The 22,821-nt window shown below is 57.3% G+C and carries 17 protein-coding genes; 11 read left to right on the top strand and 6 right to left on the bottom strand.

The genetic code is table 11. The annotated features are described in order from the left end of the window. The first annotated feature begins 225 nt into the window (after positions 1–225). Entirely contained in the window at positions 226–1,890 is a 1,665-nt protein-coding gene (locus tag HY282_18685; protein MBI3805784.1) for a radical SAM protein, read from the top strand. 94 nt (positions 1,891–1,984) lie between these two features. Then, a complete protein-coding gene (locus HY282_18690) occupies positions 1,985–2,608 on the top strand; it encodes an exopolysaccharide biosynthesis protein (protein MBI3805785.1) in 624 nt (207 codons plus the stop codon). Positions 2,609–2,639: 31 nt separating this feature from the next. Here the strand turns inward: HY282_18690 and HY282_18695 are convergent, their stop codons facing one another. The 3 genes from HY282_18695 to HY282_18705 form a co-directional block, all read right to left on the bottom strand. Then, positions 2,640–4,175, bottom strand: coding sequence for a diguanylate cyclase (locus tag HY282_18695; protein MBI3805786.1), 1,536 nt, complete (start codon positions 4,173–4,175; stop codon positions 2,640–2,642). Between the two features lie 150 nt (positions 4,176–4,325). Then, on the bottom strand, positions 4,326–6,806 hold the full coding sequence (locus HY282_18700; protein ID MBI3805787.1) for an MMPL family transporter: 2,481 nt from the start codon (positions 6,804–6,806) through the stop codon (positions 4,326–4,328). 137 nt (positions 6,807–6,943) lie between these two features. After that, a complete protein-coding gene (locus HY282_18705; GenBank protein MBI3805788.1) occupies positions 6,944–7,441 on the bottom strand; it encodes a methyltransferase domain-containing protein in 498 nt (165 codons plus the stop codon). Between the two features lie 255 nt (positions 7,442–7,696). On the opposite strand from HY282_18705, the gene HY282_18710 reads away from it, so the two are divergent. Together HY282_18710 and mtnB are read left to right on the top strand one after the other, a co-directional pair. Then, positions 7,697–8,101 (top strand): CBS domain-containing protein, encoded by a 405-nt coding sequence (locus HY282_18710; protein MBI3805789.1) that lies wholly within the window; start codon positions 7,697–7,699, stop codon positions 8,099–8,101. A gap of 216 nt (positions 8,102–8,317) precedes the next feature. Then, the gene (gene mtnB, locus HY282_18715) at positions 8,318–8,980 is read left to right on the top strand and encodes a methylthioribulose 1-phosphate dehydratase (protein MBI3805790.1); all 663 of its coding nucleotides are present in this window, start codon (positions 8,318–8,320) and stop codon (positions 8,978–8,980) included. Between the two features lie 117 nt (positions 8,981–9,097). Here mtnB and HY282_18720 read toward each other — a convergent pair whose 3' ends face one another. Beyond that, positions 9,098–9,277: a DUF1059 domain-containing protein gene (locus HY282_18720; GenBank protein MBI3805791.1), complete on the bottom strand. Its 180-nt coding sequence runs from the start codon at positions 9,275–9,277 to the stop codon at positions 9,098–9,100. Positions 9,278–9,428: 151 nt separating this feature from the next. On the opposite strand from HY282_18720, the gene xth reads away from it, so the two are divergent. The 7 genes from xth to HY282_18755 all read left to right on the top strand — a co-directional run bounded on the left by xth (position 9,429) and on the right by HY282_18755 (position 16,762). Then, positions 9,429–10,196: an exodeoxyribonuclease III gene (gene xth, locus HY282_18725; GenBank protein ID MBI3805792.1), complete on the top strand. Its 768-nt coding sequence runs from the start codon at positions 9,429–9,431 to the stop codon at positions 10,194–10,196. A 16-nt stretch (positions 10,197–10,212) separates the two neighbouring features. Continuing rightward, on the top strand, positions 10,213–10,506 hold the full coding sequence (locus tag HY282_18730; GenBank protein MBI3805793.1) for an HNH endonuclease: 294 nt from the start codon (positions 10,213–10,215) through the stop codon (positions 10,504–10,506). A gap of 296 nt (positions 10,507–10,802) precedes the next feature. Continuing rightward, positions 10,803–11,324: a BON domain-containing protein gene (locus HY282_18735; GenBank protein MBI3805794.1), complete on the top strand. Its 522-nt coding sequence runs from the start codon at positions 10,803–10,805 to the stop codon at positions 11,322–11,324. A 56-nt stretch (positions 11,325–11,380) separates the two neighbouring features. Continuing rightward, positions 11,381–12,973 carry an alkaline phosphatase D family protein gene (locus HY282_18740; GenBank protein ID MBI3805795.1) on the top strand — a complete coding sequence of 531 codons (1,593 nt, stop codon included), beginning with the start codon at positions 11,381–11,383 and terminating at the stop codon, positions 12,971–12,973. Between the two features lie 950 nt (positions 12,974–13,923). Further along, the gene (locus tag HY282_18745; protein ID MBI3805796.1) at positions 13,924–14,601 is read left to right on the top strand and encodes an ABC transporter ATP-binding protein; all 678 of its coding nucleotides are present in this window, start codon (positions 13,924–13,926) and stop codon (positions 14,599–14,601) included. Beyond that, positions 14,598–15,632: an ABC transporter permease gene (locus HY282_18750; protein MBI3805797.1), complete on the top strand. Its 1,035-nt coding sequence runs from the start codon at positions 14,598–14,600 to the stop codon at positions 15,630–15,632. The genes HY282_18745 and HY282_18750 overlap by 4 nt, the downstream gene beginning before the upstream one ends. Positions 15,633–15,889: 257 nt before the next feature. Continuing rightward, positions 15,890–16,762, top strand: coding sequence for a hypothetical protein (locus HY282_18755; GenBank protein ID MBI3805798.1), 873 nt, complete (start codon positions 15,890–15,892; stop codon positions 16,760–16,762). Between the two features lie 65 nt (positions 16,763–16,827). On the opposite strand, the gene HY282_18760 is transcribed toward HY282_18755, so the two are convergent. Next, on the bottom strand, positions 16,828–18,267 hold the full coding sequence (locus HY282_18760; protein MBI3805799.1) for a glutamate synthase subunit beta: 1,440 nt from the start codon (positions 18,265–18,267) through the stop codon (positions 16,828–16,830). A gap of 11 nt (positions 18,268–18,278) precedes the next feature. Next, entirely contained in the window at positions 18,279–22,817 is a 4,539-nt protein-coding gene (gene gltB / locus HY282_18765) for a glutamate synthase large subunit (protein ID MBI3805800.1), read from the bottom strand. Between the last annotated feature and the right edge of the window lie 4 nt (positions 22,818–22,821).

Here is a 22,821-nt window from a genome sequence, read left to right on the forward strand (position 1 = left end):
GATAATTCTTTCTACAGAGCAAATTCCTCTGGTTTCTTTTTTAGAAACTGCTATACTGCAAATGCCAATCCACATTTCCACCGGCATTGGTTCTCCGGCCCCTCCCCTCTAGAGGGACGTCTGGTTTAAAGACTTTCTGTATAAGGAGCTGATTTGAAGCGATCTTTCCGCGTTGTCCTGATCAAGCCGTCTCATTATGACGATGAAGGGTATGTCATCCGATGGATGCGGTCGGCGATTCCGAGCAATACGATGGCCTGTCTCTACACCATCACCGAGCAGGTGCGGACTTCGGGACGGTTGGGGGCCGATGTCGATCTCGCGATCGATGTCTATGACGAGATCAATCAGCGAATTCCGGTTCAAAAAATCATTCAGCAACTGAAGGCGCCGAATGAATCGGGGGTCATCTGTTTTGCAGGGGTCCAGTCGAACCAGTTCCCGCGGTCCATCGATCTGGCGCGGCCGTTTCGGGCCGCCGGCCTGACGGTGATGATCGGCGGGTTTCATGTCAGCGGCTGCCTCTCGATGCTGAAGGAACTTCCCGAAGATCTCAAGGCAGCGATGGACGAGGGGATCACGCTGGTGGCTGGGGAGGTGGAGGAGCGGATGGGGGATCTGCTCGAAGATGCGCTGCACGGCCGCCTGAAACCGCTATACAACTTTATGAAGGACCTCCCGTCGCTCGAAGGCCAGCCGATGCCGATCTTGCCGGTGGAGACGGTGACGCGGGTCGTCGGCAACATGACGACCTTCGATGCCGGACGGGGATGTCCCTTCGAGTGCAGCTTCTGCACCATCATCAACGTGCAGGGGAGAAAGTCCCGCTGGCGGACCGCCGACGACGTCGAAGCGATCATCCGGGAGAATCACCGGCGCGGCCTCAACTGCTACTTCATCACCGACGACGATTTCGCCCGGAACCGAAATTGGGAGGCGATCCTCGACCGGATTATTCTCCTCCGCGAGCGGGAGAAGATCCGGATCTCGCTCTTAATTCAGGTCGACACCGCCTGCCACCGGCTCCCCCGCTTTATCGAAAAAGCGGCGAAGGCCGGCTGCAAGAAGGTCTTTATCGGATTGGAGAGTGTCAACAGCGCGACGCTGAAGGAGACCGGGAAGAAGCAGAATAACGTCGAAGAGTACCGGACGATGCTCCAGGCGTGGCGGAAGACGAAGGCGGTCACCTATGCCGGCTACATCATCGGCTTTCCGAACGACACTTATGAGTCGGTGATGCGCGACGTCGAGGTCCTCAAGAACGAGCTGCCGCTCGACCTGGTCGAATTTTTTGTTCTCACGCCGCTCCCCGGTTCGGAGGACCATCAGATTTTGGTCAATCAAGGGGTCTGGCTCGATCCCGACATGAACAAATACGACTCCGAACATCCCTGCACGGCCCATTCAAAGATGTCGCAGGAAGAGTGGATGCGGGCTTATCACGACGCCTGGAAGACCTTTTATACCTTTGAGCATATCGAAACGATCTTCCGCCGCCGGATGGCCGACGGGGAGCGGAACGTCGGAAAGATGGTCAGCCAGATGCTCTGGTTCCGCGGATCGATGTTTGTCGAGGGGGTTCATCCGCTTCAGGCGGGAATCATCCGGAGAAAGCACCGCTCCGAGCGGCGTCCGTCGCTGCCGCAGGAGGGCCGACTCGTCTTTGCTTGGCGGCGCCTTCGGGAGGTCGGATCAACCATCTTCGGCATGGCGGCGTTGTATTGGAAGCTCTCTCGGATCGCCCGAAAAGTAGAGAAGGATCCCACCCCAAAAACCGGCCCCGATCTCGCGATGACCCCGGTCGTCAAGGCGCAGCCGTTGAAAGTTCTCCCCTCCACCCCGGAGCGCGGCGTTCCGGAAGCGATCGGGATCGGAGAGGGACGCAAATAGTTCGAAAGGGGATTGTTCCCCCTCCTCCGCTTCGTTATAATCATCCGATCATGCGAAAGAGCACGCAGGCCGGATCAACGGAGGAGCGGGAATTTTGACATCGAATGCGGGAACCCATCCCACGCGGCTTTCGGAGGATCTTCGGTTCATTCTGAGGGAAGCGGGCCGCAAGGGGATGACGGTCGGGAAGATCATCGAGATCCTCCACGGCCGCGGGCTCGATGTCTTGGTCATTCTTCTTACCCTTCCGTTTTGCACGCCGATCCCCTTGCCAGGCCTGTCGACCCCGTTCGGCCTGATCTTGATGTTCTTCGGCCTGCGGATCGCCCTGCGGCAGCGGCCGTGGCTGCCGCGGCGGCTCCTCGCCATTGAGATTCCATATTCGACCCTCGAAAAAATTATTCACGCCGCGCTGGCGATCGCCACCCGTCTGGAGAAGATCCTCCATCCCCGGCTCCGCTTTTTCAAAGAGTGGCCCTCGCTGAATTTCTTCAACGGCCTCTCCATCCTGATCAGCGGCTTTGTCTTGGCGCTCCCGCTTCCGATCCCGTTCACCAACACCCTGCCGGCCTGGTCGATCCTGCTTACCGCCGCGGGAATGATGGAGAACGACGGCCTCGTCATCGTCGCCGGCTACCTGATGGCCGGCCTGACCTGGATTTATCTTGTCTCGCTGGTGTGGGTCGGAAAAGCAGGATTAAGTTGGTTGGGATTTTAAGCGGATTCTTCGTTCAGGCTTGGAAAGAGTGTTACAGCGCGGAGATGCGGTTTTTCCCCATCCGTTTGGAATGATAGAGGGCGGCGTCGGCGGCGGCGATGAGCGTGGTCAAATCGGTTGCATCTTCGGGATAGGTCGCCATCCCGATGCTGAGCGACAGCGGGATCTCCTTGCCGCCCGACTCAAAGTGAAGGCCGGCAACGGCGGCCCGCAAATGCTCCGCGACATTCTGCGTCGCCTCCTTCGTCGTCTCCGGAAGAACGACCGTAAATTCATCGCCGCCGTACCGTGCGCAGAGGTCGGTGTTGCGGACCGCCGCTTGGATCGTCCGGGCGATCTCTTTCAAAGCGGCGTCGCCGGCCGGATGACCGTAGGTGTCGTTAATCGGCTTGAAATCGTCAACATCGATAATCAATAGAGAGCAGCAGTGAAGATACCGCGATGCCCGCTCGATCTCGTCTTTCGAGCGTTCGTAGAAGTGTCGATGGTTTGAGAGCCCGGTCAACTCGTCGGTGATTACCATCGTCTGAATCTTTTTCAGCAACCGTCTCTTTTCAATCTCGATTGCGATGTCGCGGCTCAGGCGAACCAGCATGATCTGATCTTCCGCGCTGAAGGGGGCCCCGTCCCATTTGTCGGCGACGCAGATCCGCCCAATCGGCTTCTCTTCCAAGATCAACAGTTCGAGGTGACCTTCTCCGACATGAAGTGTCCAAGGGCTCTTCGACTCGGAGAAGACTTCTTCCACCGCTTCTTCCGGCGGATCGGTCCACCCGACCGGATGGAAGGGGCGAAGATCCAATCGAAGTTTTTCTAAAGAGTCGCTGTCGCCCGCGGAGGGACCGGCTTTAGAAAAGCAGAGGAGGTGTCCGGTCTCGTCGAGAATTTCCAGAATCGCCGACCGTGCCCGCGTGGCCCGTCGGCCGAGCTCCAAAATCAGCCCAAAGGGGAGCTGCTTCATCGGCTCGGTATGAAGGAGTTGCGAGGCTTCGTAGAGCGTTTCGAGCTGCTCCGCCGCACGCTGGGCCTGGTCTGATTTTCGATAGAGGTCTTTCAGGAGCAGGTTGGTCACCAGTGCCGCGACAGCATAGACCGAAATAGAAAGAAGGTATTGGAGGTCAAAGTGCGGGCGCGGTCCGAAGAAAAAGCCGTTCGCCGAGACGACCACGACCGAGAGGACCACGGAGAGGAGCGGAAGTCCGGTGAAAAAAGCGCCCGATAAAATGATCACGAAAAGATAGAGCGAGAAAAAGGGGCTGGCGCTTTCACCGGTGACGGAGATCAGCAGACGGATCTTGACCACCGAGAGAAAGGCCATGATCAGCAGCCAGTCGGGGCGGAGCCGGTGCCAGGGGACGGCAATCAGGGCGAGAATCGAGAAAATGCCGCTGACCAGAATAAAGATGACGCCGGGCCAGGAGACCTGTTCCGGCGGAAGGGTTCTGGAGACGGCAAAGATCAGAAAGAGGCTGAAGATGTATACCGAGGCGGAGAGGTAAATAAGGCGCTTTCGGTAGGCCTGGAGGCTGCTTTGAATATGGATTTCATTTTGGGAGTAGAGCGACATCGGCCTTTTCTGTGAGGACTCGGGATTCGTCGGGTCGAGCAGGAAAATAAAGTATGCGAATTATAACACCGATCTTTTAAACTTCAACCTCTTTTTTATATCGAGATTATTTCTCAAACCAGGCCAAAACGGTCAGGTAAAAAAGAGAGGTTATTTGGACTTTTTCCCCGGTTTGCGAACGACATCTCCCTCGACATTGAACTTCTGCGTCTCGCCGCGGGTATAGAGCTCAATCCACTCGGAAGGGATGACGCGAAAGATGAAGTGAGGACGGAAGGTCATGACGACGGCGGGAATCAGCACCACGGCGGCGGCACCGCTCGTCAGCATGGCGAGCGGCATCAGGAGCCCTTCCATATGGAAGTAGTAGCCGGTAAAAGTGACGAGGAAGGTGCCGGCGGCGAACGCGCCGGAGATCAGAAGAATGGCTTTTCCGGCGGTGGTCAGGGTGACGTGCAGCACCCGTTCAAGGTGACGGTTGAGCGCGAGCTCCTCCCGAAGCCGATAGAGGAGGTAGATCGCATAATCGGCCCCCATCCCGACCGCCATCGCGGAGACCGCCGCCGTCGAGATCCCGAGCGGAATACCGGTCAATCCCATAAATCCGAAGTTCCAGATGACGGCGATCAGAAGCGGAATGACGACGACGACCCCGCCCCAGAACGATCGAAAGATGATCGAGGAGAGGATAAAGGTGATGGCGATCATCTGGACGATGTTCAAGAGCTTCCCGCGGATGATTACTTCATTGAGCGCGAGGGTCGTCGGGACACTTCCAGCGATGCCGATCGTCACATCGGGGGGAAAGTGCGCCGCTTTATATTCGTTGATTGTCTGGACCAGCTGCTCGGCGAGACGGGTCGTATCCGATTTTAGGAAGGTCAAAATCACCGCGTTCTGATATCCGATATCGGCAAGCCGCTTGAAATCATCCGGATTGCCGGAGACGGAGTAGAGAAAGAGGAACTGCGCCGCTTCTTCGGGGCTGTCTGGAATCTGCTCCGACTTCGGGTCGTCCTGATAGAACGTCCGCCGCATCCGCTTGACGTAGTCAACATACGACTCGGTCCGGCCGACCGCCGGATTCTCCTTCAGCCGGGTCTGGAGCCCCTCGATCGCCCGCATGATCTTCGGATCTTTCAGGCCATCCGGCTGAGGGGTGCTGACGAGGATGTTCAGCGTCGAGGTGCCGCCGAACTTTTCATTTAACACCCGGTCGTCTTTGCGCAGCGCGGTATGCTGGAAAAAGAGATCGCGCAGTGAATTGGTCAAGACGATTCGGTCGGCGAAAAGAAATGCGATCAACACCGTACCGACCCCGCCGATCAAGATCCACTTCGCCTGAGGGCCGAGGGTCCAAGCGGCGACTTTCGAGAGAAGGCGGTCGGCGAAGGTCTTCCGCAAGACCACTTCCAGCTCTTCTCCGCTCGGCGGCGGAATCAGCGAGCGGAGCGCCGGGACAAGGGTCATCTCCAGGACGAGGGCGCTGACGATGCCGAAGGCGGTCATCAATCCGAACGACTGGAAGGTGGAGAGTTTAAAGGTGATCAGCGAAGCAAAGCTCGCCGCGGCGACGAGGCCGGCGGTGAGGAGCACCGGCGCCATTTTGGAGTTCGCCTCGACCACGGCGGTCTTCTGCGCCGGGTCGGGGATGTCCATCCCGATCGCATACTCGAGCTCATCATAGAATCGGCGGAGGATCTGCACCGAGTGGCCGGCGGCCATCGCCACGATTAAGATCGGCGTCAGCCCCTTCGTCCAAAGGTCGAGCTTCATCCCGGTGAAGCTGATAAACCCGAGCGCCCAGATGACGCTGAGGAGCGCCGTCAGCGGCGGGATGATCATCCCTTGAAAGGTCCGGAACGAGAGGTAATGAATCAGCATGATGATCACGAAGGCCGCCGGGAAGACCCATCGGTTCATGACGGCGGTGTCTTTCTCTAAAAAGGCGAGGGAGACCGGCAGTCCGCCGAGGTGGATGGAAGTGGTCCCGTCGCTCTCTTTGTCGGCGATTGCTTTCAGCTGGTTGTAGATCGCCAGGTCGCTCACCGGCTCGGCGGCCGGCCCCTCCGCAATCGCGGCGGTCGCCTTTCGGATCTTCTCCGCCGCTTCGGTGTCTTGGACATCGATCACGATCGCCGCGGCGCTTGCGTCGGCCGAGACGAGCGAGCCGACAAAAAGGGGGTTGGCAAAGACCCGCTGACGAATCGCCTCGGCCTGCTCCGGCGTGCCCGGGACCTCGGGCATTAACCGCTCGACGTTGAATCCTTGGTCATTGACATGAAGGTGTTTGACCCTTCGCGAGGCGAGGCTGAGGACGTTGTCGGGGTAGACGCCGGGGATCTTCTCGATCTCACGGGTCATCCGATCGATTTTGGCCAGGAGCGGCGGGGTAAAGATGGTGCCGTTTTTGGAGACGACGCCGACGACTACCGTGCGGCCCCCTCCGAAGAGCTGCTCGATCTTGTTGTTCATCTGGATATAGGGATGGTCTTGCGGAAGAATCCGTTTTGGATCGAGCTCGGTTTTGAGGAGGGGAAGTCTCAGAAGAAAAAGGAGGGTAATAATCACCACCCCCGCCATCACGGCATAGGCGTGGTTCGTGATCCACTCGAAGTACTTTCTCGCCATTGATCTCCCAAGCCCTCATTTCGAAACGGTGCGGCGCCGAAACCATGCCGCGGCGAGGGCAAAAAGCTTTTAAAGAATACCATTTTATACGGAAGAGTGCAAATCGGTCCGGCTTCCTCCGGCTCCGAACGATCGGATCAAACCCCGTCCGGCCGGACGGCCAAAAGGGAGGCCACCGCTGAATGGCTCGTGGTCCCTTGCGGAGGAGCCTCCTGGTAGGAGAGCACCCGAAGTGATTTAAAGGCATGCAGAAGCTCGTTGGGATCGAGACACCACTCCTTCGGAAAGTTCGGATTGATCTTCAGCTCCTCCGTCGTGACACTTTGGTAGACGATCGCGCCGCCCGATCGAAGCCCTTGCGCCATCGCGGAGAAGAGGGGACGCGCCAAAAAGAAGAAACAGCAGATCAGATCGTATGACTTGGGCCGAATCGAGAAGTGATTGAGGTCGGCGACGATCGGGTGAATGGTCGCACGGTGGGAGCGGGCAAGCGCCGTTGCCTTTCGGACGGCCTCTTCAGAGAGATCGACGCCGTCGACCTGGAAGCCATTTTGGGCGAGGTAGAGGGCGTTCCGCCCCTCTCCCATCGCAAGATCGAGCGCCCGTCCTTTTTTGAGACGGGGGAGGCTCTCCATCAGAAAAGGGACCGGCGGGTCTCCCTCATATTCTCGGATGTCTTTTAGGATCAGCGAATCGGCCAAGGCGGGTCCTTCGATTTCGGCCAGTATAGACCGGGTCGGATCGAAGATCAAGGACCTTCCTGGAAGGGGGTGCTTGCGGCGACTGGATAAAAAAGAATAACATTTTTATATTAGCCCATATTTTGTGGTGATCAAAAAGGGGTGGGGGATGAGGATCGAGAGGACTCGATAATGAGAGGAGAAATGTAGATGAGACCTAAATTCGGTACGATCGGACAGATTAAAAAGGGAAATCCTCTGTATGCAAGGGAGGGAAGCTCCGCCTTTGACGTCGCGACGCGGCTGCTCGATACCGGACATACCGGCATGCCGGTGATCGATGAAACCGACCGGGTGATCGGGGTCGTCAGCGAACAGGATATCCTCCGCGCCCTTCGTGGGTCACAGCCGTTGGAAACGCTTCAGGTAAATGAGATTATGACCCCGATCGCCATCGTGGTCGATGAGACGGCGACCTTGGAAGAGGCGAGTGAAGCGATGGAAGATCTTCAGATCCACCGTCTGCCGGTGGTCCGGGGGGAAAAGCTCGTCGGGACCATCACCCGCCACGATCTGATCCGAGCCTGGCTTGGTCTGAACGTGGAGGCCGCTTAACGCTAGAACTGAAATAGAGCGGCCTTATCCATCGCCGATACAAAAGGATAGGGCCGCTTCATTGATTTCGTGCTTTCTTCTCCTGCGGTCCTATCTTGTTTTCCCGGCCCGCTTTCCCGTCTGGATTTCCTGTCTTGCTTTCCTGTTTTGCTTTCCTATTGATCGGCCCGGAGAAGCATGTTATCCTCTTGCCGTTTTGTTTGGAGGAGGAGGTCGATGTCGAAAGAAACCGCTTCTGAGGAGATAGTCCGCGCCCAGCTCTGTGAGTTCCTCACCCTCTTCTATGAGAAGGGATGGGTCGCCGGAACCGGCGGTGGGATCTGCGCCGGGCTCGATGCCGATCGCTTTTTAATGGCGCCGACCGGCGTTCATAAGGAGCGGGTGCAACCGGACGATCTCTTCATCGTCGATCGCCGCGGGGGAGGCGTTCTTCAACCGCCGAAGAACACCACCCTTCGTCTTTCTGAATGCGCGACGATTTTTTGCCTGTTGATCAATCAAAGGGGGGCCGGATCGGTGATGCACAGTCACGGCCTCTCATCGGTGTTGGCAGCCGATTTGGCCGACGGTGCCGGGGAGGCCGATCGGATTGTCTTTAAAAACCTGGAGATGCTCAAGGGGATTCGCGGGGTGAGCAACCTCGATCGTCACGCGGTTCCGGTCATCCGGAACACGCCGCGTGAGCCGGAGCTGGTGGGACAGATTAAAACCGCGATCGAAGATCCCGACTTTGCGCGGGCGCACTGCATTCTCGTTCGGGATCATGGGGCCTATATCTGGGGGGCCGACCTTTGGGAGACGAAGCGGCACGCGGAGGTCTATCACTTCTTGTTCGAGGCGACGGTGGCGCGGGGACATCATCGAGCGGATAAAAAATAGGGGAGCAAGGCGGATGAGCCGCCCTTCCTCTACCCGTCGTTTTTTGCCGCGTTGGGTTTGTCATAAAAGACGGGCCGTCTTTTTCGGGACGGCCCGTCTTTCTTTATCTTTTCTAGATTATTTTTTCTCGTCCCGAATGAGCGTTTTCATCTTTTGTTGGAGTTCGGGTGGGATGTTGGTCATCCCATGTTTCTGACGTCCATGCTCGGCCGCGGCCTTCATCACCTCTTCGTTGGTCTGTCCGCGTGCCACAAAATCACAGTCCACACCTGCATCTCTACAGTTGATCGTCTTCATCTCGACCTCCTTGTTTGATGATAAATCTCACCTAGGTTATCAAAGGGAGGAGAGAAGATTCAAGTGAAAATTGGGGAACCTGGGAATTGAAATCGAGGAGATTAAATGCTATGAAGAGAGACGAAGAAACAGTCGGAGGATTTAGGTTTTGATCAAGGTTGCAACCTGGAACGTCAATTCAGTTCGGAGCCGTCAGGAGGCGATTTTGAGCTGGCTTCGTAAGCACGAGCCCGACCTCCTCTGCCTTCAAGAGACGAAGGTGGAAGATGAGAAGTTCCCGATGGACGGTTTTCGTGCGGCAGGGTATGAGCCGACTGTCGCCGGGCAGAAAAGCTATAATGGGGTCGCAATATTATCAAAGCGGCCGCTCACCGATGTTCGGATCGGCTTTCCAGACCTTCCTTTAGACGAGCAGAAGCGGTTGATGGCGGCGACGATCGATGGGATCCGGGTGATCAACGTCTACATGCCGAACGGCCAAGCGGTCGGCTCCGCGAAATTCATCTACAAGCTCGGCTTCATCGCAAGGTTGAAAACCTATCTCGATCAATGTCACAAACCGGACGAGCCGCTCGTGATGGTGGGCGACTTCAATGTGGCGCCCGAGCCGATCGATGTATATGACCCGGCGGGGTGGGAAGGGGAGGTGCTCTTCCATCCGGAAGCGCGGGCCGCGCTGGCCCACCTGAAGTCGTGGGGGCTGGAGGATCTTTTCCGTCTTCACCATCCGGAGGGGAATGCCTACAGCTGGTGGGATTATCGGATCGCGGCCTTCCGCCGCAACCTCGGTCTTCGGATCGACCACATCTGGGCGACCCCCTCGGTGGCGGCCCGCTGCCGCGCCTGCGAGATTGATAAAGGACCGCGCGGCGAGGAGCGTCCGTCGGACCATGCGCCGGTCGTCGCGGTCATTGAATAAGGAATCAGAAGCGGAGATGGTCGAACCGTTCTATACAGAGGTCGATGACGACGAGATCAAGCGGGAGAAGGCAAAGGCGCGCGCGCTGCGAAACAGCCAGTGGTGGAAGCGCCGCCGCAGCAACGGGATCTGTCACTACTGCGGCCGGAAGTTCAAGCCGACCGAGCTGACGATGGACCACATCGTTCCGATCGGCCGCGGTGGGAAAAGCACCAAGGGAAATGTGGTTCCTGCCTGCAAGGAGTGTAATACGAATAAAAAATATATGCTTCTCATGGAGTGGGAGGCCTATCTGAAGTCGCTCCGGTAACCTTTTTTCCCTCCTGAAATTTTTCCAGATCCTCCTTCCAGAGAACCGATCTTTATCCTTATAAATATCTCGGATCGCTCTATCTAGAAATAGTGTTCTAATTGCAGGTTTTTACACATTTAGAGCAATTCCTTTCGAACCATCCTCTCTTTCTTCTCCGTAGTTTTTCTCAAATTAATCTTAAAATCGAGAAAAGGATATGCTGGGAAAGGCTATATGGAATTGGCCTGTTTCTTGCGTTTCTGTTCTGTATGACTTGGGATATTCGGATGAACAAACTCAGGAGGAGAAGATCGATGAAAAGGCTCATTCTGCTTTTTCTATTCATTGCTTTCGTCGGATCGGGCTGCAGCACCACCCACCCTAAAGAGCGGGCGGGAGTGGCCCCCTCCAACAAAGCGATTGAGGCACAGGTTCGAGCGAAATTAAAGAGCGACCCATTGACCGCGCCATGGGAAATTACCCCGCACATCGAAGGGAATAACGTGACTCTGACCGGCCTCGTCGAAAAAGAAGAGGAGCGCCGCCGCGCCGAGGATGTGACCCGGCAAATCGTCGGCGAGCTTCGAAAGGTCAACAATCAGATTGTCCTGACCGACGAGGTGGTTTTGGACAAGTCGATCATCGCGAAGTTGAGCACGGAGCTGATCACGAATCCGGTGACACGCCTTGCGAATATCGAAGTTCAAAGCAACAAAGGGGTTGTGAAGCTGAATGGGTTGGTCAAAACGGACGAGCAGAAGCGGGAGGCGGAGCGGCTCGCAACCACCACCGCCGGCGTGAAGAGTGTCGAGAATAATCTGAGGGTCGGTGGATAGCCGCCAAACGGTTGCTATTGGGGTTCACGTCGGAGAGTCGATGAATGGAGGGGGAGATGACGAGAAGGGCTTTTAAACGTTCTACCCGGCTTCTCATCGCATGGGTCGGCCCGATCGGCTTCATGTTGTTGATTGCGTTGCCGTCGGCGCGGGCCCAGAGCAATCCCTTTCCGGACGGCGTGGCCAGCGCGGAGGTGACTTCTCGGGAGGCGATCGTCTGGACCCGGTTGGCGGAGCCGGGCCTGGTAACGGCGGAGGTCTCTACCGATCCGACCTTTTCCCATGGGATCCAGCGGAAATTCGGGCAAGCCCGCGTCGAAGATGATCTCACCGTTCAGCTTCAGGTAAATCGGCTCACTCCTCAGACCACTTATTACTACCGGTTCGGCACCCCGGCCGGGGCCGTCAGCGAAGTCGGCGTTTTTAAAACCGCCCCCCGACAGACGGTCTCGGCGCCGGTCCGGTTTGTCTTTACCGGTGATTCCGACGGCACCCGCATCCCCGGAACCGACCAGCGGATCTTCGGCGATTTTAAGGTGCTCGATGCGGCCCGTCGAGACAACCCCGACTTCTTCGTCTATCTCGGCGACACGATCTACGCCGACTCCGAGGCGGGGGCGGCGTTGGGAATCCCACCGGCGTCGGACCTCAACGGGTTCCGCGCCCGCTATAAAGAAAACCGGCAGGTGCCGGCGTTGCGCTCTCTCCTCGCCAGCACATCGACCTACGCGATTTGGGACGACCATGAGGTCCGGGACAATTTCTCCGGGACGGCGACCGACCCGAACCTCGTCGCGGCCGGGTTGAAGGCATTTAAAGAATATTTTCCGATTCGAGAGAATCCCTTCTCACCGAACATTCTTTATCGAAAGTTTCGCTGGGGAAAAGATGCGGAGCTCTTTATATTGGACGAGCGGATGTTCAGAAGCCCCAATGTTCCGAACGCCTGCCTGACCGCCGCCGGCACCCCTGATCTGGCGCCGACGTTGGGACTCGGCAGCCTGCCGTCCGAGGTGACCCGACTGCGCCTGCCGTTCGGGCTGCCTGAGCTGACCAGTCCCGATTGTATTGCCGCGCTGGCCGATCCGGCCCGGACCTTCCTCGGCAAAGCCCAATTTTATTGGCTTCTCTTTTCCCTCTCCCTCTCCGACGCCACCTTTAAATTTATCGTGAACGAACTGCCGGTCTCGGAGCTGTTCCTCATGCCGTACGACCGATGGGAAGGATACCTGGCGGAGCGGACGCAGCTGCTCGAGTTGATCCGGGCGCTCCCGATCAAAAATGTCATCTTTCTCACCACCGACCTTCATGGAAATATCATTCTCGATGTTCGGATCAACCGATTCTTGGACCCGAAGCCGGTGGCCAAGGAGGTGATCGCCGGCCCGATCGCGACAACGACCTTTAAGACGGAGCTTCAAAAGGCGGGGGCCGACCCGGCGCTGGTCGAAACGTTGTTGGCGACATTAGACCAGCCGAGCTGCATCCAGATCGATCAGTATAGCTATGGGTTGGTCGAGGTCGATGTTGCGAGTCAGCCGAAGAAGGTGACCATCACCGTTAAAGATGAAAATGGTCAGACCGTCATGAGCACGACACCGCCGGGGCCCTGTCAGGTTGTGATTACCGAGGGTGAGTTTCCGAATTAGCGCCGGTTTATGTGAGAGTCCGTTTTTAAGGGAGCAAGATAAATCCTCTCCGACTCTCTTCAACTGATTCGAGTTTCTGTTTCTGGGCCGCTCTAAAGGAACGTCCTGTTTTTTCTTCGGAGCTTCTCCCACCGATCACTCATAAGCGGCGGTTGCAATCGCAGCCGAATGAATCCCGAATCAAATCGGTTCCTCTTCTATTTGTATTTGCTTGTATTTGCCAAAAACCGCGCTGCTTCCTGTCGAGAAGGAGACAAATCGCTCACCCGATGCTTGCAACTAAGTTGCAAGAACAGTTCATGCAGGAGGCGCATCTAACGCGGCTCCGATCCCGGAATGTTGAAAAAAACGGCCGGCTCGATTCCTTCCAATGTCAGAAATTCTAACCAGAACCTCATCCATATCCATACGCGCCAAGATAGGAACAATCGCTCCATTGATCCTTCCACATTCTCCCTCCTATTCCTAAATGAGATTTCGATCATAACGCCGGGCATTTTACTTGCAGTATGTCTCCGATGTGGATTTACCCGATTTTCGGGATTTAAATTTTATTTAACTTTAAAAGGGAGGCCATAGATGGGCATCGTCATCGGTGTTTTGGTGGTAGTTGCTTTAGTCCTTTTAATCGTCTTTTTGGCTCAACGGACATAGCACCCCTTTCCGGCAGGATCGTCTGCCGAAGAATCTTCCCTGCGCTCTGAATTGACACATCGCAGGTGGAATCGTCAGCGAGGATGATTCCTTTACGGTTGTTCCCATTGGCGGTCGATGATTCCTTTTTCCGGTTCATGGCCAGGACAACGAGGACAATGGCGGAGCTCTCATTTTGAAATCAGAGAGAGAACAAAGGTCCATCAAGATGGACCGTCGTTCCTGCTTTGGGTTGATCTACAGCGCAGGGGGGATGGTCTCTCTCCGACGAACCCCGTCGCACTGGAAAACATCCGATGCTTGAGGTCGACAAGCTGACCAAAGTCTACAAGGGGAAACGGGGGCTTTCGCCTCTTTCCTTTAACGTAGGGGAGGGGGAATCGGTGGCGGTGATCGGGCACAATGGCGCGGGCAAATCGACATTGATGAAAATCCTCGCCGGCTGGCTTGTTCCCGACAGCGGGGCGGTGCGGATCGACGGGATCGATCTAAAAGACCGGTTGGCGCTTGTTAGAAAAGTCGGCTTTGTCCCTGAGACCCCCAACCTTTTTGACTTCTTCTCTGTCGCATATAATCTCACTCTCTTTGCCCGCCTCTTTGAAATCCCCTTTACACGGGTGGAAGATACTTTAAAGGGATTTAATCTGTCGGCCTTTCGAAATAACAAGGTGCGGGTCCTCTCCAAAGGGTTGAAGCAGCGGGTCAGCATCGGCCGTTCGCTCCTGGCAGACCCGCCGCTCCTTCTTTTTGATGAACCGACCTCCGGTCTCGATTTTGAAATGACCCGTGAGATCTATCGGCTCCTCAAAAACATCCACGCTTCAGGAAAAACAATCCTGTTTACCTCCCATCGGCCGGAAGAGATCAAAACGCTTGCAACCCGGATGCTGGTGCTCCATCAAGGGAATCTGGTCTTCGACGGAGTGCCGGAGGAGTACTTCAAATCAGAGCTTCATGAGACCCTCTACGCATGATCAGAAATATTCTCATCCTCTCATGGAACGATCTGGCGATCGCGTTTAAGAATAAGACGATCTATCTCATTTTTTTTATCCCGCTTTTTGTTTTTTTAACCTTGAAGTTCGTCGATCAAACCGATACAACCCCCCAAAAAATAAAAATCGGACTGATCGAAAAAGAAAACTATGCGCCGGTGATCTTAAAGAGCATTCAGTCGGCCGATCAAGCCTTTTCCTTTATTTGGCTTTCGAGCCGAGAGGCGGGAAAACGGGGATTGAAGGAAAAAAAGGTAGATGGTATTTTGATTCCGTCTGAAAAAGAGCCGAAGCGCTTGGAGCTGGTCGTTTTAACGAAAACCTCGCTCCAAACGGTTGCCATTGTCGAAAGTCTCTCTGCGCTACAAATCGCCGTCGAGGGAAAGAATCCGAATTGGCTCTCCAGTATTCAGCCTCTCCAAGAGAACGGGATTCAAAAACAGACGCTGCCGACCTGGATTTTAATGCTGGCTTTGATGGTCAGCTTCATCATCCTTCCGGCGCAGGTGGCCGAGGAGAAGGAGAAAAATCTACTGCTCGGTCTCTTACAAACGCCGATTCGAGAGACCGAGTGGTTGGTTGCCAAACTCATTTTGGGGATGTGCCTCATCGGTATTTCGGTGATCTTTCTCCATCTCCTTGGAAAATTCGATCTCGGTTTTAGCCTCGGGCTCGGTTACGCCCTTTTTGTAATGATCGGCAGCTTCTGTTTTAGCGCGGTCGGCGTATTTCTCGGTTTTCTCTGCCGTAATCAGGCGAGCGCCCGAACGTTGGGCGTGCTTGTTTATCTTCCGCATCTTCTCCCGTCCGCATTGTCTGATTTTTCACAAAAACTCAATAAGTTCGCTCCGCTCCTCCCTTCCTTCCAATTTTATGCTCCGATCAAGTCGATTCTCTTCGAAGGGATCGGCATATCCCATTTTTACTGGGAAGTCATTTATCTCCTTTCCGTCGGAATCGCCGCCCATCTTTTCTCGTATAAGCTGATGAAAATACGTTGGCTGATGTAGTCCGGCGCGAATCGCCGCGATGATCTGCTTTGGTGCGCACGCATCCCCATCCCCGTTTTACCCAAGATCGTTTTCTCCCAAAGGATCAGACACAAATTGTTACAACTCGTTACGCTTCAGCAAAGCATCTCCGGACCGATTCTGGTAGTTTGAGTCTGTTTGGGCGAGCGGTCAGGATCTGCTCGTCAAGGCCGGATAAACGATCTGCTGATCGTCGGTCCTCAAGATTCGGATATCGCATTGTCGGAGATGAGAGAATGAATAAATTTTGCGGGATCGTGGGAATGCTTTTCGTATTGACCGGTTGTGGAAGTCCACAATCGACGTTAGCCGATCCGGCCGGGAGCGTCACGTCGAGTCTAGAGAAAGACGGCCAGGGCCAGAACGCGATTAATTTCGAAACCGGCGTCGTCGAGAGCGGCGTCCTGAACACGTTTACGGAATTGTCGATCGACGGCAACGCGAATTTTGCCGCGACGGTCGGCGTAAAAGACCTCGGCTTTGTCTCGGAATTGGGTGGAATTACGAGCCGCGACCCGTCCAACTCGGTGCTGAGCACGCCGGCCGTGGTCGGGGATGGCTATCTGGTGACGACGGTAAGCGGCTTGTTGGCCGGCGTTTACGTGGAAAATGATTTAACCGATCCGACGAACGGATTGGTCGGTAAGACGCTGAAGTGGAGTCTCTTTTTGCCTGCGGCGGATGGAAATAATCCGTTGTCGGGGTTTTGGAGAGGACCGATCACATTCAATATTGTGAATGGGAGTGACAGCACATCGAACGCCGCTTCCGGCCAGATCGGTCTCTACCTGATTCAAGCCGGTTCCGCTTTGGCCGGGACGGCGGTCTTGTCTGTCCCGGCCGGGGGCGGCGGGATTTGCGGCGACCATCTGACCGGCAGCAGCAGCGTGACCGGAACGGTTTCCGCGAGCGGGTTTTCGATCACCCTCGCCAATTCTCCTCTCATTTTCAGCTGCGGATTGACGACGGCCAATGCGCCGGCCCCTTTGACGATGACCGCAACCGGAGCCCTCGGTGTGGGGACCATTGCGGGAACAATGAATATGGCTGCGGACAACGGATCGGGCGGGATTACGATCACCGGTCCCCTTGCGCTGATACGCCAATAAGATTGGGAGTTCGTAACGGGGAAGTTAATGAAGGAAAGAGAAAGCGGGTCAAGAAGGGGAGACCCTCAGACCCGCTGTTCTTTCCGGAGATACCGGTCGATCCCTTTCGCCGCGTCCCGTCCTTCGCGGATCGCCCAGACGATGAGAGAGGCGCCGCGTTTCATGTCGCCGGCGGCGAAGACCCCTTCCACGCTCGTTCGATGATGGGGGTCGACCGCAACATTGCCGCGGGGATCGAGTTTCACTCCGAGGTCGGTCAGCAAACCGTTCTTCACCGGACCGGTGAAGCCCATCGCCAGCAGGACGAGATCGACCTGCAGCTCAAACTCGCTGCCGGCGATCTCTGCCACCTGGGGCCGGCCCTCGGCATCGGTTTTCATTTCGACGCGGACTGCTTGCAGTTTCTCGACACGGCCGTTTTCCCCCAGGAATGCTTTCGTCGAGACGCTCCATTCCCGCTGACAGCCCTCCTCATGGGCATGGGAGGTGCGGAGCTGCATCGGCCAGAGCGGCCAGGGGGTCGAGCCGGCGCGGTTCGGCGGCGGTTGGGGGAGAAGCTCAAATTGATAGACCTCGGCGGCCCCGTGACGGTGGGCGGTGCCGAGGCAGTCGGAGCCGGTGTCGCCGCCGCCGATAATGACGACCCGCTTCCCCTGGGCGTCGATCCGTTGTCCCGGATCGATCGCGTCTCCCGCATTGACCTTGTTCTGCTGCGTCAGGTATTCCATCGCAAGATGAACGCCGTTCAGATCCCGTCCCGGAATCGGGAGCTCTCTGGCCTGCATCGCCCCGCCGGAGAGGAGAACCGCATCGAATTCGCGTCGGAGCTGGTCGACCCGAAGATCCTTACCGACCTCGACGCCGCTTTTGAAGACGACCCCTTCGGCGGCCATCTGTTCCAAGCGCCGATCGAGGACCGATTTCTCCATCTTAAAATCGGGAATGCCGTAACGGAGGAGTCCGCCGATCCGGTCGTCTCGTTCAAAAACCGTGACGGCATGTCCCCAGCGGCGGAGCTGTTGTGCGGCGGCGAGTCCGGCCGGCCCGGAGCCGACGACGGCGACCCGCTTGCCGGTCTCTTGCTCCGGCAGAACAGGGGCGACCCATCCTTCGTTAAATCCGCGATCGATGATGTTCCACTCGATCACCCGGATCGAGACGGGATCTTCGATGAGTCCCAAGACGCAGGCCGACTCGCACGGCGCGGGGCAGAGCCGTCCGGTGAACTCCGGAAAATTGTTGGTCGAATGGAGCATCTTCAGCGCATCCCGCCAGCGGCCCCGGTGGACGAGGTCGTTCCAATCGGGAATCATGTTCTGAACCGGGCAGCCGGTCGTCCCCTGGCAGAAGGGGGTCCCGCAATCCATGCAGCGGGCCCCTTGCACTTGAAGCGCGTCTTCGGAGATCGGCTCGTAAATTTCTCTCCAGTCGTGGACCCGCTCCGGAACCGGACGCCGCTTCGGCCCCTCGCGTTTATATTTTAAAAACCCTCGGATGTCACCCATTCAACCGCCCTCTACCCATGCACCATTGTCTTTTGGCTCGCCCGCTGCAGCAGGACTTTCTTATATTCGACCGACATGACCCGGACAAACTTCGGCAGCGCCCATTCCCATTGAGACAAGATCTTCTCTGCTTTCGCGCTGCCGGTGTACGAAAGGTGTTTCTCGATCAGCTCTTTCAGGAGGAGCTGGTCTTTTTTGTCCCGGACCGGATCGAGCTCCACCATGCTGAGATTGCACCGCCGCTCGAAGGCGCCATCCTCATTGTAGACGAAAGCGATCCCGCCGCTCATTCCTGCGGCGAAGTTTCTTCCGGTTTTTCCGAGCACGACCACCACGCCGCCGGTCATGTACTCGCAGCCATGGTCGCCGACCCCCTCGATCACCGCGCGCGCGCCCGAGTTGCGGACGGCGAACCGCTCGCCGGCCATGCCGTAGAAATAACATTCCCCGCCGGTCGCCCCGTAAAGGGCGGTGTTGCCGATCAAGATCGTCTCTTCCGGCGGATAGGTCGCCTGCTTCGGCGGATAGACGACGATTCGGCCGCCGGCCATCCCTTTGCCGATATAGTCGTTCGATTCCCCTTCAAGCGTCAGCGAAAGTCCATTCACACTCCAGCCGCCGAAGCTCTGTCCGGCCGACCCGGTGAATTTAAAGTGGATCGTATCGGGCGGTAGTCCCTGTGCGCCGTGCCGCTTGGTAATTTCGCCGGAGAGCATCGCCCCGACGGTCCGGTAGACGTTCCGGATCGGCATGGCATGTTCGATCTTCGTTTTCGAGTCCAGCGCCGGCCGGGCGATCTTGATCAGCTCGTGATCGAGCGCCCCTTCCAGCCCATGATCCTGTTTCTCCACGCAATGCGTTGCGGTTTCCGGGCCGACCTCCGGACGCGTGAGGAGGGGAGAGAGATCGAGCCCGCGTGCCTTCCAATGGTCAATCGCCCGGTGCGCCTTGATCTTGTCGACCCGCCCGATCATCTCTTCTATCTTACGAAAGCCGAGCTTCGCCATCCACTCCCGGACCTCTTCGGCGACGAAGAAGAAATAATTGATCAGATGTTCCGGCTTCCCGGTAAATTTTTTCCGCAGCACCGGGTCTTGCGTCGCAATCCCGACGGGGCAGGTGTTCAGGTGGCATTTGCGCATCATGATGCACCCTTCGACGATCAATGGCGCGGTGGAGAAGCCGAACTCTTCGGCGCCGAGCAACGTGGCGAGGACGACATCCCGGCCGGTCTTTAATTGTCCATCGGTCTCGACCCGGACCCGGCCCCGGAGGTTGTTGAGGACGAGGGTCTGCTGTGTCTCGGCGAGCCCGAGCTCCCACGGAATGCCGGCATACTTGATCGAGCTCCAGGGGGAGGCGCCGGTTCCGCCGGAATCGCCCGAGATTAAAATCTTGTCGGCGTGCGCTTTGGCGACGCCGGCCGCAACGGTCCCGACGCCGACTTCGGAGACGAGCTTCACCGAGACCGCCGCCTGCGGATTGACGTTTTTCAAGTCATAAATCAGCTGCGCGAGATCTTCGATCGAGTAGATGTCGTGATGCGGCGGCGGGGAGATCAGCTGCACCCCCGGGGTCGCATAACGCATCCGGGCGATGACTTCATCGACCTTGTGTCCAGGCAGCTGCCCCCCCTCGCCCGGCTTCGCCCCCTGCGCCATCTTGATCTGAAGCTCGCGGGCATTGATCAGATAATGGGTGGTGACGCCGAACCGGGCCGAGGCGACCTGCTTGATCGCGCTCGATTTGGAATCGCCGTTCGGCATCGGGATGAACCGCTCGGGGTCTTCTCCCCCTTCGCCGGTATTGCTCTTCCCGCCGATCCGGTTCATCGCCACCGCCAGCATCTCATGCGCCTCTTTGCTGATCGAGCCATAAGACATCGCGCCGGTGTTGAATCGCTTGACGATGGCGGATGCCGGCTCGACCTCTTCGATCGGAATCGGCTTTGAAGCGAGATCCAGCTCGAGAAGTCCCCGCAGGTTGGAACGGGCGCGGCTTTCGTCGTCGACGAGCCGGCTGAACTCCTTAAAAGAGCCGTAGTTCTCCTTCTGCGTGGCATGTTGGAGCTTCATGATCGTGTCGGGATTCCAGTTGTGGTGCTCCGCCTGGATCCGGTAATGGTATTCGCCCCCATAGTCGAGCTGCTTGGCCGGGGTGAGCTCATGCGCTTGGAGATGTCGACGGATTACCTCTTCGGCGAGCGCCTCGATGCCGATCCCTTCGATGCGGGACGGGGTGCCGGTGAAGTAGCGGTCGATCAGGTCGGAGTTCAATCCGATCGCCTCGAAGATCTGGCCGCCGCAATAGCTCTGGACGGTCGAGATTCCCATCTTCGAGAAGATTTTCAGAAGCCCCTTATTGATCGACTTGATGTATTTCCCCTCGGCGGTCGGCTCGTCGATCGTTTCAGGGAAATAGCCTTCCCGCGCCATGTCGGTCAGCGTTTCGAAGGCGAGATAAGGATTGATCGAGCCGGCGCCGTAGCCGAAGAGGCAGGCGAAGTGGTGGACTTCGCGCGGCTCGCCGCTTTCGATGATTAGCCCGACCTCTGTCCGGGTGCATTCCCGGATCAGGTGATGATGAACCGCCGAGATGGCGAGCAGCGAGGGGATCGGCGCCCACTCGGCATTGACCCCCCGGTCGCTTAAGATAATGAATTTGTATCCGGCCTTAATCGCCTCCGAGGCTTCTCTGCAGAGCCGCTCCAGCGCGGGGGCAAGCCCGGCCACCCCTTCGGCCACCGGAAAGAGCATCCGAAGCGTCTGTGTTTTGAAGTGGCCGTCGGCGATCGTCCGAATCTTTTCCAGATCGGCGTTGGTCAAAATCGGCTGCTGTACCCGAATGCGGCGCGCATGCTCCGGCGTCTCCCCCAAGAGGTTTGACTTGGGGCCGATGTTCGTCACCAGCGACATGACGAGCTGCTCCCGGATCGGATCGATCGGGGGGTTGGTCACCTGGGCGAAAAGCTGCTTGAAGTATTTGAAGAGAAGCTGGGGACGCTCCGAGAGGACCGCGAGCGGGGTGTCGGTTCCCATTGAGCCGATCGGCTCTTCGCCGTTGACCGCCATTGGGGTCATGATCATCTTGAGGTCTTCGAGGGTATAGCCGAAGGTCTGCTGCCGCTGCCGCAAGGTGGCATGATCGGGCTGAAGGAGATTGAGCGGCTCCGGAAGATCTTCAATGTTGATCCGGTTCGCCATGATCCAGAATCGATACGGCTTTCGTCCGCAGATGTCGGCCTTGATCTCTTCATCGTTGATGATCCGGCCTTGAACGGTGTCGACGAGGAACATCCTCCCCGGCTGGAGCCGCCCTTTGCTCCGGATCTCTTCCGGCGGAAAGGAGAGGACCCCCGCTTCGGAGGCGAGGACGACGAGGTCGTTCTTCGTGACAAGGTAGCGGGCGGGGCGGAGCCCGTTTCGGTCGAGGGTCGCGCCGATCAGCTTTCCATCGGTAAACGCGACGGCGGCCGGGCCGTCCCACGGCTCCATGATCGAAGCGTGATATTCATAAAAACCGCGTCGGTCGAGGTCCATGTCGGGATTGCCGGCCCACGCCTCCGGAATCAGCATCATCATCGCGTGCGGGAGCGAGCGGCCTCCCATGATCAAAAATTCAAGCGCATTGTCGAAGCAGGCGGAGTCGCTCTGGTTTTCGTTGATGATCGGGAAGAGCTTTGCGATGTCGCCGCCGAAGAGGTCGGAGGAGAGCCGCCCTTGCCGCGCCCGCATCCAATTGACGTTTCCCTTGAGTGTATTGATCTCGCCGTTGTGGCAGATGTAGCGGTAGGGGTGGGCGAGCGGCCAGGCCGGAAAAGTGTTGGTGGAGAAGCGGGAGTGAACCAGCCCCAATGCGCTGACCATCCGCGGGTCGGCGAGGTCGGGATAGAAAAGGGGAATCTGCTTCGGCAGAAGGAGCCCTTTATAAATGAGGGTGCTGCAGGAGAGGCTCGAAACGTAGAAATAGTTCCGCTGTGCGAGGGCCGACTCCCGGATGGCGTTCTCGACCCGTTTCCGAACGACATAAAGTTTTCGCTCGAATTCCATTTCGCCAAGCCGGTCCCGGGCGATGAAGAGTTGGCGGATCGCCGGCAGGGTGCGGCGAGCGACCTCGCCGAGCTCGCTCTCTTTGGTCGGGACATCCCGCCAGCCGAGGAAGCGCTGCCCCTCCTCGGCGATGATCTTCTCGAAAAGGCTCTCGCAGGCGCGCCGGTCGGATGGGGAGGGGGGAAGAAAGACCATCCCAACGCCGTATTCACCGGCATCGGGAAGGTTCAGCCCGATCTCACCGCAGGCCCGCTCTAAAAAGAGGTGGGGAATTTGGAGTAAAATCCCGGCGCCATCTCCGGTGCAGGGGTCGCAGCCGACGGCGCCGCGGTGGGAGAGGTTCTCCAACACCTGAAGCGCTTTCTGAATGATGTCGTGCGAACGACGGCCTTTGATATCGGCGACAAAGCCGATGCCGCACGAATCTTTCTCAAACTGGGGGTCGTAGAGTCCCTGTTTTTTGGGAAAACCGGGAGGAAGGTCTGACGCACCATCTCTCATCATG

This window comes from Candidatus Manganitrophaceae bacterium (assembly GCA_016200325.1).
Classification (GTDB): domain Bacteria; phylum Nitrospirota; class Nitrospiria; order SBBL01; family Manganitrophaceae; genus Manganitrophus.